9 protein-coding genes are annotated in these 12,095 nt (G+C 65.1%); 3 read left to right on the forward strand and 6 right to left on the reverse strand.

The genetic code is table 11. The features are described 5' to 3' along the window. Positions 1-114 precede the first annotated feature (114 nt). Genes BLT73_RS10950 through BLT73_RS10960 form a run of 3 tightly spaced genes read right to left on the reverse strand, consistent with a single transcriptional unit; the run spans position 115 to position 3,977 of the window. Positions 115-1,098, reverse strand: a complete 984-nt coding sequence (locus BLT73_RS10950; protein WP_090523803.1) for a branched-chain amino acid ABC transporter permease — start codon at positions 1,096-1,098, stop codon at positions 115-117. Between the two features lie 42 nt (positions 1,099-1,140). Then, a complete protein-coding gene (locus tag BLT73_RS10955) occupies positions 1,141-1,992 on the reverse strand; it encodes an ABC transporter ATP-binding protein (protein ID WP_090523805.1) in 852 nt (283 codons plus the stop codon). Next, positions 1,989-3,977 (reverse strand): AMP-binding protein, encoded by a 1,989-nt coding sequence (locus BLT73_RS10960; RefSeq protein WP_090523806.1) that lies wholly within the window; start codon positions 3,975-3,977, stop codon positions 1,989-1,991. The genes BLT73_RS10955 and BLT73_RS10960 overlap by 4 nt, the downstream gene beginning before the upstream one ends. A 179-nt stretch (positions 3,978-4,156) precedes the next feature. Here BLT73_RS10960 and BLT73_RS10965 point away from each other — a divergent pair, with 179 nt between their 5' ends. Continuing rightward, entirely contained in the window at positions 4,157-6,034 is a 1,878-nt protein-coding gene (locus tag BLT73_RS10965; RefSeq protein ID WP_090523808.1) for a PAS-domain containing protein, read from the forward strand. After that, entirely contained in the window at positions 6,027-6,737 is a 711-nt protein-coding gene (locus tag BLT73_RS10970; RefSeq protein ID WP_090523810.1) for a response regulator transcription factor, read from the forward strand. The genes BLT73_RS10965 and BLT73_RS10970 overlap by 8 nt, the downstream gene beginning before the upstream one ends. A gap of 72 nt (positions 6,738-6,809) precedes the next feature. Here BLT73_RS10970 and BLT73_RS10975 read toward each other — a convergent pair whose 3' ends face one another. Further along, positions 6,810-8,261, reverse strand: coding sequence for an aldehyde dehydrogenase family protein (locus BLT73_RS10975; protein ID WP_090523811.1), 1,452 nt, complete (start codon positions 8,259-8,261; stop codon positions 6,810-6,812). Positions 8,262-8,420: 159 nt separating this feature from the next. Between BLT73_RS10975 and BLT73_RS10980 the strand changes: the two genes are divergently transcribed. After that, complete coding sequence (locus tag BLT73_RS10980) at positions 8,421-9,083, forward strand: peroxiredoxin (RefSeq protein ID WP_090523813.1); 663 nt, start codon at positions 8,421-8,423, stop codon at positions 9,081-9,083. 69 nt (positions 9,084-9,152) lie between these two features. Here BLT73_RS10980 and BLT73_RS10985 read toward each other — a convergent pair whose 3' ends face one another. Beyond that, positions 9,153-9,740, reverse strand: a complete 588-nt coding sequence (locus BLT73_RS10985) for a hypothetical protein (protein WP_090523815.1) — start codon at positions 9,738-9,740, stop codon at positions 9,153-9,155. A gap of 198 nt (positions 9,741-9,938) precedes the next feature. Then, positions 9,939-12,080, reverse strand: a complete 2,142-nt coding sequence (gene pnp, locus BLT73_RS10990; protein ID WP_090523817.1) for a polyribonucleotide nucleotidyltransferase — start codon at positions 12,078-12,080, stop codon at positions 9,939-9,941. Positions 12,081-12,095 lie beyond the last annotated feature (15 nt).

The following is a 12,095-nucleotide window of genomic DNA, read 5'->3' on the forward strand; positions in this document are numbered from 1 at the left end:
GTTCCCCCCCTCATTCGCCGCCATCCGGCGGACGGCGCGCCGCCCCGGCCGCGTGACGCATCGCAACCCTTGCGTTCTTCTTCATCCAAATACCCGGCCAACGCGCAGACATGCTCACACCCGCTCGATGATGCGCTCGCCGAACAGCCCTTGCGGCCGGAAGACGAGGAAGATCAGCGCCAGCACATAGGCGAACCAGTTTTCGGTCGCGCCGCCGACCATGGGGCCGACGAAGAACTCGAACAGCTTCTCGCCCACCCCGATGATCAGCCCGCCCACGATCGCGCCGGGGATGGAGGTGAACCCGCCCAGCATCAGCACCGGCAGCGCCTTGAGTGCGATCAGGCTCAGCGAGAACTGCACCCCCGATTTCGTGCCCCACATGATCCCCGCGACAAGCGCCACGAAACCGGCGATGGACCAGACCATGATCCAGATGAATTGCAGCGAAATCCCGACCGACAGCGCCGCCTGATGATCGTCGGCCACCGCGCGCATGGCCCGGCCCTGCTTGGTGTATTGCGAAAACGCCACCAGCGCCGCGACCAGAAGCGCCGCGATGATCGTGGCCCAGATATCCAGCCGGTCGATGAAGAAGCCGTAACCGAACCAGTTCGCGGTCGCCTGCTCGATCGTGTCGGAAATCCCCTGCGGCAGCCCGACATCCAGCGTCTTGATATCGGCGCCCCACATCACGTCGCCCAGGCCTTCCAGGAAATAGGCCAGCCCGATCGTCGCCATGAACAGGATGATCGGCTCCTGCCCGACCAGATGCTGCAACACCAGCTTCTCGATCACGATGGCCAGCAGCACCATCACTCCCGCGGTCAGCAGGATCGCCACCACCGGCCCGACCGTCCAGCTGAAGTTGCTCAGATGGGTGCCGAAGGTGGCGTTGATGAGATGCGAGAAAGGCACCTGCCCCTCCATGATGCCGACCAGCGTCAGCGCCGCGAACAGCGCCATCACCCCCTGCGCATAGTTGAACACGCCAGAGGCCTTGAAGATCAGCACGAAGCCGAGTGCGACCAGCGAATACATCACCCCGGTCATCAGCCCGTTGATGAACACCTCGGAGGCATAGAAAAGCTGATCCATCAGCGCCGTCCTTTCGCGTTGAGATCCCCAGCGGTCGCGCAATCAGTCATGGGCCACCCCCAGATAGGCATCGATGACCTCCTGGTTGTTGCGCACCTCGTCGGGCGAGCCGTCACCGATCTTGCGGCCGTAATCCATCACCACCACCCGGTCGGACAGATCCATCACCACGCCCATGTCATGTTCGATCAGCACGATGGTGGTGCCGAATTCGTCATTCACGTCGAGGACAAATCGCGACATGTCCTCCTTCTCCTCGACATTCATCCCCGCCATCGGCTCGTCCAGCAGCAGGATCTGCGGCTCGGCGGCCAGCGCACGGGCCAGCTCGACCCGCTTCTTCAGCCCGTAGGGCAGACGCCCCACAGGCGTCTTGCGGATATTCTGGATCTCCAGGAAATCGATGATCCGCTCGACCTGTTCGCGATTGGCGATCTCCTCGCGCTCGGCGGCACCCCACCACAGCGCCTGGCTGAGAAAGCCCGATTTCGTCTTGTTCAGCCGCCCGGTCATGATGTTGTCCAGAACCGTCATGCCGTCGAACAACGCGATGTTCTGGAAGGTCCGCGCGATGCCCAGCCGCGCCACCTCATAGGGGCGCATCGGACCGCGCTTGTAGCCCTTGAACCAGACCTCGCCCTCCTGCGGCACGTAAAAACCAGAGATCACGTTCAGCATCGAGGATTTGCCCGCCCCGTTCGGCCCAATGATCGCCCGGATCTCGCCCTCGCGCACGTCGAAGCTGATATTCTTGATCGCCTCCACCCCGCCGAAGCGCAGGGTGATGTTGCGCAGATCCATCAGCACGCCGCCGATCTGGCGACCATCCGCGGTGACATAGCCCTCGGCGGGCGCCGGCTGACCGGTAAGGGGATTGCTCTCAATATCCGTCATTCCGCCGCCACCTTCTGCGCCTGCGCCTGTCCGAAGACCTGCACGTCCTCGATCCTCAGCGTCGCCTTGATCTTGCCCTTGCGGCCGTCCTCATACGTCACCTCGGTCTCGGTATAGACGCTGTTCGAACCGTCATAGAGCGCGTCCACCAGATCCCCGAACTTGTCACTGATGACCGCGCGCCGGACCTTGCGGGTCCGCGTCATCTCGCCGTCATCGGGGTCCAGCTCCTTGTGCAGCACCAGGAAGCGGTGGATCTGGCAGCCCGCCAGCATCTCGTCCTCGGCGACCGAGGCGTTCACCGCCTCCACATGCTCCTTGATCGTGGCATAGACCTGCGGATGCCCGGCCAGCTCCTGATAGGAGGCATAGGCGATGTTGTTCCGCTCCGCCCAGTTGCCGACCGCGTTCAGGTCGATATTGATCATCGCGGTGCAGTAATCGCGGCCATTTCCGATCACCACCGCCTCGAGGATATTCGGATAGAATTTCAGCTTGTTCTCGACATATTTGGGCGCGAACATGCTGCCATCGGCCATCTTGCCGACATCCTTGGCGCGGTCGATGATGCGCAGATGCCCGCTGGATTCCTCGAAGAACCCGGCATCCCCCGTTGCCACCCAGCCTTCCGCATCCTTGGTCGAGGCGGTGCTTTCGGCGTTCTGGAAATACTCCACGAAAGTACCGGGGCTGCGATAGAACACCTCGCCATTCTCGGCGATCTTCACCTCCACGCCGGGCGAGGGCACGCCCACCGTGTCCGACCGCACCTCGCCGTCGGGCTGCTGGGTGATGAACACCGACGCCTCGGTCTGGCCGTAGAGCTGTTTCAGGTTGATCCCCAGCGAGCGGTAGAAATCGAAGATCTCCGGCCCGATCGCCTCGCCCGCCGTGTATCCGACGCGAATGCGGCTGTAACCCAGCGTGTTTTTCAGTGGCCCATAGACAAAGACCTTGCCCAGCCCGTAAGCCAGCCGGTCCCCGAACCCGACGGATTTCCCGTCCAGCAGCTTCGGCCCGACGCGGTTCGCGACCTTCATGTAACGGTCGAACAGCCATTTCTTGACCCGCCCGGAATCCTCCATGCGGATCATCACATTGGTCAGCTGCCCCTCGAACACCCGCGGCGGGGCAAAGAAATAGGTCGGCCCGATCTCGCGCAGATCGGTCATCATCGTGGCGGCACTTTCCGGGCAGTTCACGGTGAATCCGGTCCACATCGCCTGGCCCATGGAGAAGATGAAATCCCCCACCCAGGCCATCGGCAGATAGGCCAGAACCTCGTCGCGATGGTTCAGCCCGTCGAACTCGGACGTGTTTTTCGCCGTCTCGATGATGTTGCGGTTGGACAGCACGACGCCCTTGGGCTTGCCCGTGGTGCCCGAGGTATACAGCATCACGCAGGTGCTGTCGTAATCGAGGCCCGCGATCAGCCGGTCCAGCTCCTCGCCCAGCCGGGTCTCGGCCGCACGTCCTTCGGCCTGAACATCGGACAGCGCATTCATATGGCTGTGGTCGTATTTCCGCATCCCGCGCTTGTCGGTGTACAGCACCTGTTCGACATTGCGCGGCGCGTCGGGCATCGACTGCACCTCCAGCACCTTGTCGACCTGCTCCTGATCGCCGCAGACCACGAAGCGCGCGCCGCAATGGCCCAGCACATAGGCCATCTCCTCGGCCACAGCGTCCTGATAGAGCGGCACAGGAATCGCCCCGCACATCTGCGCGGCCACCATCGACCAGTAATGCGCCGGCCGGTTGCGCCCGATAATGGCGACATGATCGCCCGGCTTCAGCCCCAGCACCAGCATCCCCAGCGCAAGCGCCCGGATCTCTTCGGCGGCCTCATGCCAGGTCCAGCTTTGCCAGATGCCGAATTCCTTCTCGCGATAGGCCGGACGATTGCCCAGCCGATCGGCGTTCCGCGCCAGCAGCGCGGGGATGGATTGCAGATCCGCATGCGCGGGTGCCGCCAGATGAGCCATGTCTCCTCCCGTCTCCGGTCCGCCTCCACACGAACCGCCGTCGCCGTCGCGCAGTCTCTCGCCCGCGTCCGGCCCCTGCACATTCGCCGCCGAGTCTTACCGGAGTTTTTCCCGAATCTAACGAATTCTAACGCGCTTCCCGAACCGGGTTCCGGGTGCTAACCCGGTTGGGGGAGGAGATGATGATCACCGGAAATTCACGGGCCGAGCTGATGCAGTCGGGGTTGAACCTGATCGGTCAGGCCCTGTCCATCTTCGATGCCGATCTGCGCCTGGCGGTGGCCAACCGCCAGTATCAGGCCATGTTCGCCCTGCCCGACAAGCTGACCCAGCCCGGCACGTTTTTCGAGGACACGATCCGCCACATGGTGCTGCGCGGCGAATACGGCCCCCAGGACGACCCCGACGAGGCCGTGCGCATCCGCGTCGAACAGGCCCGCACCTTCGAGCCGCATTACCTCGAACGGCTGCGCCCGGACGGAAGCTGGATCTCGGTCGAGGGCGCGCCGCTCAGCCAGGGCGGATGGGTCGCCGTCTATACCGACATCACCGAGGTCAAGCGCCAGGAGGCACTGCTGCGCGCCCGGTCGGAGGAGCTGTCCGGCCAGGTGCTGGAAAACGCCGAACGCCTCTCGGCGGCCAATCGCGAACTGGCCTCGACCATCACCGCGCTGCAGGAAGCCAAGCGCGTCGTGACCGAGACCCAGGCCCGGACCCGGCAGGTGACGGAGATGATCCCGGCCCATATCGCCCATATGGACCGCGATTACCGCTACGTGTTCTCCAACCGGCAATTGCCGCGCATCTTCCCCGGCACCCGCCCCGACATTGTCGGCCAGAAGGTCGAAGACGCGCTCGGCCCCGCCACCTGGCCGCTCGTGCGCCCGCATCTGGAACGCGCCCTGGCGGGACGGCACCAGGTGTTCGAGATCACCCACGCCGAATCTGGCCGCCGCATCCGCATCGCGCTGACCCCGGATCGCGGCGGCAACGGCGTCTATGTCCTCTCCACCGATGTCACCGCCGAGGTCGAGGTGCGCGAGGCGCTGACCCATGCCTCCCGCCGCGAGCTGGCCGCCAAGATCACCTCCGGCCTCGCCCATGATTTCGGCAATCTGCTGACCGTCATCCTCGGGCTTCAGGACCGTCTGGCGCGCGGCGATCTGCCCGGCGGGGCGCAGGCCGATGTGCAGGCGACGCTGGCCGCCACCCGGCGCGGGGTGCAGTTGCTGGAACGCATCGGCCAGATCGCCGCCCCGCCCGGCACCCAGCGCGAGCCGGTCGACATCGCCGCCCTGCTGCGCGATCTGTGCGAACTGGCCCGCCCGACTTTGGGCGATGCCGTCACCCTGTCGCTGACGACCGACCTGCCCGCCGACAAGCTGATGCTCGATCCCGGCCATCTTCAGGATTCGCTGCTGAACCTGATCCTGAACGGCCGCGATGCGATGGGTCCGGGCGGCGGCACCATCACCATCACCGCCCGCGCCGCCACACCCTGGCTGGAGATCGAGATCACCGATACCGGCCCCGGCTTCTCGCCCGAGGCGCTGTCGCGCGGCACCGAACCCTTCTTCACCACCAAGCCCGGCCAGGGCTCCGGCCTCGGCCTCGCCATGGTGTTCGACCAGGCCAAGCTCGCCGGCGGCACGCTGCATCTCTTCAACCGCCCCGAAGGCGGCGCGCGGGTGCGGCTGCGCCTGCCGCTGCATGTGGTGCGCCCGGCCATGATCCTTCTGGTCGAGGATGATGACAGCCTGCGCGAGATGCTGCGCCGGATGCTCACCGATCTGGGCCATTCCGTGATCGAGGCCGGATCGCTGCAGGAGGCGCGGCGGCTGGCCGATCTGCCCGGCCTCACGCTGATCCTCTCCGACCTCCAGCTTGGCGACGGGCTGGGCTCCGACCTCGCCGCGCCCTCGGGCCCGCCCCTGGTGCTGATGACGGCCCTGCCCGCCGACGACAAGCTGCGCCGCGCGGCCCCCGGCCCGGTGCTGTCCAAACCCTTCGACGCCGCCTCGCTCTCCGAGGCGCTGAGCCAGGTGATCCATGACTGACGCGCCGCTGATCGCAATCCTCGAAGACGAACCCGAGATCCGCCGGATCATGGCCGACACGCTGGAAGGCGCGGGCTTCCGCACCATGGGATTTGCGCGCGCCACCGAGTTCGAGGCCGCGTTGCGCCGCATCACCCCGGATGCCTGCCTGGTCGATCTGGGCCTGCCCGACCGCGACGGGCTGGCGCTCGTCCACCGGCTGGCCACCGAATCCGGCGCGGCGATCATCATCGTCTCGGGCCGCGCGCAGGTGCAGGACCGCGTGACCGGTCTGGAACTGGGCGCCGACGACTACATCATCAAGCCGTTCGAGCCGGCCGAGCTGCTGGCCCGGCTGCGCGCCCGCCTGCGCCGCCCCGCCGCCCCGTCCCGCGCCGATTCCCGCGCCCAGGCCCGTTTCGCCGGCTGGCAGGCCGATTTCGACCGTTACGTGCTGACCTCCCCGGATGGCGCCGAGACCCCGATGAGCCATGCCGAGGCCGAGGTGCTGCGGATGTTTCTCGACAATCCCCGCCGCCTGATCTCGCGCGGGCAGATGCTCGAAACCCTGGGCGGCTCGGGCGGGGAAAGCTTCGACCGGGCGATGGATGTGCGCATCTCGCGGCTGCGCAGCAAGCTGGGCGAGGATCCCAAGAACCCGCAGCTCATCAAGACCATCTACGGCGCGGGCTATATCTTCCTGGCCGAGGTCGGCTGGGGCTGACGCCGGCCCGGCCATGACGAAGGGGCGGCCGCGGCCGCCCCTCGCGTGTCACGTTCCGGCTGGCGCTGCGGCTCAGGCGTCGCGATCCCATCCGCTGATCGCCTTGGAGTCCATGAACTCCTCGATCCCCCAGACGCCGCCCTCGCGCGCCCGGCCCGACCGGCCGATACCGCCGAAAAACGCCCCCGGCCCCCGGCTCTCGCCATTCATCTCGACCATGCCGGCGCGCAGCTTGCGGGCCATGCGGTTGCGGCGTTCGCCGTCCTGGGTCTGGACGTAATTGGTCAGCCCGTATGCCGTGTCATTGGCGATGCGCACCGCCTCGTCTTCATCCTCGAAGGGGATGATCGACAGGACCGGGCCGAAGATCTCCTGCTGGGCGATGGTCATGTCGTTGCTGACATCGGCGAACACGGTGGGGCGCACGAAATAGCCGCGATTGACGCCCTCGGGCAGGCCCGGCCCGCCCGCGACCAGCCGCGCGCCCTCCTTGATGCCCGCCTCGATCAGACCCTGAATCTGGTCCCACTGCTTCTTCGACACGACCGGCCCGATATGCTGGCCCGAATCGTGCCCGCTGGCGACCGGGGTTTTCTCGGCCACCTCCTTCGCCGTCTCGACCGCCCGGTCATAGATCTCGCGCTGCACCAGCATCCGCGTCGGCGCATTGCAGCTCTGCCCGGAATTATAGAAACAATGCCGCGCCCCGCGGATCACCGCCTTGTCGTCGGCATCGGAAAAGATCACATTCGCGCCCTTGCCGCCCAACTCCAGCGCCACCTTCTTCAGACTGTCGGCGGCGGCCTTGGTAATCGCGACACCCGCGCGGGTCGAGCCGGTGAAGCTGATCATCTCGACATCCGGGTGCACCGACAATTGCGTGCCGACCCCGGCCCCGTCGCCATTGACCAGGTTGAACACCCCCGGCGGCAGCCCGGCCTCGTCCAGGATCTCCGCGAACACCATCGAGGACAGCGGCGCGATCTCGGACGGTTTCAGCACCATCGTATTGCCCGCCAGAAGCGCCGGGATCACCTTCAGCGTCACCTGGTTCATCGGCCAGTTCCACGGCGTGATCAGCCCGACAACCCCGATCGGCTCCCAGGCGATCATCGTCGTGGGCGCGTGATCGCCCAGCGGGCGAACGAACTCGAAATCCCGGAACGCGCGGATGAAGTTCTTCGTATGCCCGACCCCGGCCATGACCTGATCGCCCGCCGACATGTCCGCCGGTGCCCCCATCTCATGGGTGATGGCCCAGGCCATGTCCTTGCCGCGCGCCTGATAGACCTCCAGGATCTTCTCCACATGCGCCAGCCGCTCCTCCTTCGAGGTCGCGGACCAGCCCGGAAACGCCGCCTTCGCCGCCGCCACCGCCGCATCCGTATCGGCCTGCCCGCCCAGCGAGATCACCGCCACCGGCTCCTCGGTAGACGGGTCGATCACCTCCAGATCATCGGCGGCTTTCGGGTCCACCCACTGGCCGTCGATATAGAATTTCCGCTTGTCCAGAAGTTCGCTCATCCGTGAGTCCTCCTATTCGTTGACCGAATGGTCGCATTTACCCATCCCGCGCGCAAGCACCCGCGCCGCGAGAAGGGCAGCCGGGGGGCGGCGCGAAAATCCTTGGAACTTCGCCCGCAGCCCCTATGTTGCCGGGAAGATCAACCGAAAGGATCGGACATGACCCTGCGCATCAACGACACCGCCCCGGATTTCACCGCCAACTCGACCGAGGGCGAGATCAAGCTCCATGACTGGATCGGCGACAGCTACGCGGTGATCTTCTCGCATCCGCGCGACTTCACCCCGGTCTGCACCACCGAATTCGGCGCCGTGGCCCAGCTCGTCCCGGAATTCGAGAAGCGCAACACCAAGGTGCTGGGCGTCTCGGTCGATTCGGTCGATGACCACCAGAAATGGAAATCCGACATCGAGACCGTCGCCGGCACCCCGGCCAATTTCCCGATGATCGACGACAGCGATCTCAGCGTGGCGAAGGCCTTCGACATGCTGCCGGCGGATTACTATCTCCCGCAGGAAGGGCGCACGCCCCAGCACACCGCGACGGTGCGCACCGTCTATATCATCGGGCCGGACAAGAAGGTCCGCATCGCCATGACCTACCCGATGTCGGTGGGCCGCAACTTCGCGGAAATCATCCGCGCACTCGACGCGGTGCAGGAAACCGACGGCCAGCCGCTGGCCACCCCCGCCAACTGGACCCCCGGTCAGGACGTGATCGTGGCGCTCGCCCTCGACGACGCCGCGGCTGAGGAGAAATACGGCAAGCTCGACAAGAAGCTGCCCTATCTGCGCTTCGCCAAGGATCCCAAGCACGGCTGATCCCGGCATCCCGGCATGACCACGGGCCGCGCCTCATCGCGCGGCCCGTTTCCGTCCGGGCGGCGCCCGTCAGTCCATGTTACACAACAGCTTCATGTCGCGGATCGCCTTGGCGACGTTTTCCTGCGCCACGATGACGCTGCCGCGGTAATTTGCGCAGGGATCGCCCGCAGGCTCGGACTGGCTCGCACCGGCCCAGATATCCAGCCCCGTCCCCATGACCTCCGCCGGATTCTTCTTCAGATCGTTGAGGCATTTCGCCCAGCGCCGCTGCTCTTCCATCAGATCGCGCATCTTGTCCTGGAAATTGTCGATGGCGGTGCGGCAGTCATCGCTCATCTCCGCGCCCTTGCGCTCCTGCGTCAGCTCCCAGATGAGCAGCCACATCTCCGACAGATAGGCGATCTCCACCGCCATCAGCGGGCCGGAGCGGGTGGCGGTGAACATCTTCTGCTGATTGCCCGCCACCGCCGACAGAACCCCCGCGATCCCGGTGATCTGCTCTGCCGCGCGCTCATTGCGCAGCATCTCCTTGCCCAGAACCTCCAGCACCACCCCCTTGGGATCTTCGCGGCAGCGCGCCTGGAATTTCTCGGTCGCACCCTCCAGGCGCAGCCCGACCAGGGTGGTGATATAGCTGAGAACGGAACCGGCCATGCGGGATCTCCTGATGTTGGTGGCGTGACACGCGGCAGTTCCATCGAGGATCGGCCAATTTCTTAACAAAATCAACAGATCGGTTCGGTCTCGCAATCTGAAGCTGCGTCCGCTGCGGCCCGCCCCCGGACACCGGGCAAAGAAAAACCGGCCCGGGGCACCCCCCGGACCGGCCATCGTCTCGCCTATGGACCCCGCTTAATCGGCGGTTTCCTCGCGGCTTTCGGTGATCTCCGCGCCGGTCTCCTGATCGACCATCTTCATGCCAAGGCGCACCTTGCCACGGTCGTCAAAGCCCAGCAGCTTGACCTTCACCTCCTGGCCTTCCTTCAGCACGTCCGAGGGGTGACCCAGACGCTTGTTGGCGATCTGGCTGACATGAACCAGCCCGTCGCGCTTGCCGAAGAAATTCACGAAGGCGCCGAAATCGACCAGCTTCACCACCTTGCCGGTGTAGATCTGGCCCTCTTCGGGCTCGGCCACGATCGAGTGGATCATCTCATAGGCCTTCTTGATCGATTCCCCGTTGGCCGAGGCGATCTTGATGATGCCATCATCGTTGATATCGACCTTGGCGCCCGAGACTTCGACGATCTCGCGGATCACTTTGCCGCCCGAGCCGATCACTTCGCGGATCTTGTCGGTCGGGATCTGCATCGTCTCGATGCGCGGCGCGTGTTCGGAGAACTCGCGGCGGCCCTCGGACAGCGCCTTGCCCATCTCGGCCAGGATATGCATCCGGCCATCCTTGGCCTGCGCCAGCGCCTGCTGCATGATCTCGGGCGTGATGCCCGCCACCTTGATGTCCATCTGCAGGCTGGTGATGCCGTTCTCGGTGCCCGCAACCTTGAAATCCATGTCGCCGAGGTGATCCTCGTCGCCCAGAATATCGGTCAGCACCGCATATTGCCCGTCATCCTGCAAGATCAGACCCATCGCGACACCCGCGACCGGCGCTTTCAGCGGCACACCCGCATCCATCATCGACAGCGAGCCACCGCAGACCGACGCCATGGAGCTGGAGCCGTTCGATTCCGTGATCTCCGAGACGACGCGGATCGTATAGGGGAAATCGGTCGCCGCCGGCAGCACCGCCTGCAACGCGCGCCAGGCCAGCTTGCCATGGCCGATCTCGCGACGGCCGGGCGAACCCACGCGGCCCACCTCACCGACCGAATAGGGCGGGAAGTTGTAATGCAGCAGGAAGTTCGAGCGGAAATTGCCGTGCAGCGCGTCGATGATCTGTTCGTCATCGCCGGTGCCCAGCGTGGTCACGACCAGACCCTGCGTCTCACCGCGCGTGAACAGCGCCGAGCCGTGGGTGCGCGGCAGGAAACCCACCTCGCATTCGATCGGACGCACCGTCTTGGTGTCGCGCCCGTCGATCCGCGCCCCGCCCGCGATCACATCGCCGCGCAGAATGTCGGATTCCAGCTTTTTCAGCGCCGAACCCAGATTCGGGTCTTCCAGCTCCTCCTCGGACAACTCGGCCACGATCTTCTCGCGGACCTCCTGGATCGCGTCGCGGCGCTCGCTCTTATCCTTGATCTGATAAGCGGCGCGCATCCCGTCCTCGCCAAGCGATTTCACGCGACCGGCAAGGGTGCTGTAATCGGGCGACTGGAAGTCGAACGGCTCTTTCGCCGCCGCTTCGGCCAGGTCGATAATCAGGTCGATCACCGGCTGCATCTGCTCATGGCCGAATTTCACCGCGCCCAGCATTTCCTCTTCGGTCAGCTCATAGGCTTCCGATTCGACCATCATCACGGCGTCTTTCGTGCCCGCGACGACCAGATCCAGACGCTGCTCGGGATTGTTGCGCAGCTGGTCCATGTCCTGAACCTCGGGGTTCAGCACATAGTCGCCATCGGCAAAACCGACCCGCGCCGCCCCGATCGGCCCCATGAAGGGCACGCCGGAAATCGTCAGCGCGGCCGATGCGGCGATCATGGCGACGATGTCGGGATCGTTGACCAGATCGTGCGACAGCACCGTGCACATCACCAGCACTTCATGCTTGAAACCCGGCGCGAACAGCGGGCGGCAGGGACGGTCGATCAGCCGCGCGGTCAGCGTTTCCTTTTCGGTCGGCCGCGCCTCGCGCTTGAAGAAGCCGCCCGGGATCTTGCCGGCGGCATAGTATTTTTCCTGATAGTGAACCGTCAGCGGGAAAAAGTCCTGACCCGGCTTCGGTTCCTTGGCAAAGGTGACATTGGCCATGACGCTGGTCTCGCCCAGCGTGGCGATGACACTGCCATCGGCCTGACGCGCAACCTTGCCGGTTTCCAGGGTGAGCGTTTCCTGCCCCCACTGGATCGATTTCTTCACTTCATCAAACATGCGGTTTCCTCTCGG

It is taken from the genome of Paracoccus isoporae (assembly GCF_900101865.1).
GTDB classification, from domain to species: domain Bacteria; phylum Pseudomonadota; class Alphaproteobacteria; order Rhodobacterales; family Rhodobacteraceae; genus Paracoccus; species Paracoccus isoporae.

Coding starts and splice junctions, on each gene's coding strand:
- BLT73_RS10950 (WP_090523803.1), bottom strand. CDS start 1,098: ATGGATCAGCTTTTCTATGCCTCCGAGGTGTTCATCAACGGGCTGATG.
- BLT73_RS10955 (WP_090523805.1), bottom strand. CDS start 1,992: ATGACGGATATTGAGAGCAATCCCCTTACCGGTCAGCCGGCGCCCGCC.
- BLT73_RS10960 (WP_090523806.1), bottom strand. CDS start 3,977: ATGGCTCATCTGGCGGCACCCGCGCATGCGGATCTGCAATCCATCCCC.
- BLT73_RS10965 (WP_090523808.1), top strand. CDS start 4,157: ATGATGATCACCGGAAATTCACGGGCCGAGCTGATGCAGTCGGGGTTG.
- BLT73_RS10970 (WP_090523810.1), top strand. CDS start 6,027: ATGACTGACGCGCCGCTGATCGCAATCCTCGAAGACGAACCCGAGATC.
- BLT73_RS10975 (WP_090523811.1), bottom strand. CDS start 8,261: ATGAGCGAACTTCTGGACAAGCGGAAATTCTATATCGACGGCCAGTGG.
- BLT73_RS10980 (WP_090523813.1), top strand. CDS start 8,421: ATGACCCTGCGCATCAACGACACCGCCCCGGATTTCACCGCCAACTCG.
- BLT73_RS10985 (WP_090523815.1), bottom strand. CDS start 9,740: ATGGCCGGTTCCGTTCTCAGCTATATCACCACCCTGGTCGGGCTGCGC.
- pnp (WP_090523817.1), bottom strand. CDS start 12,080: ATGTTTGATGAAGTGAAGAAATCGATCCAGTGGGGGCAGGAAACGCTC.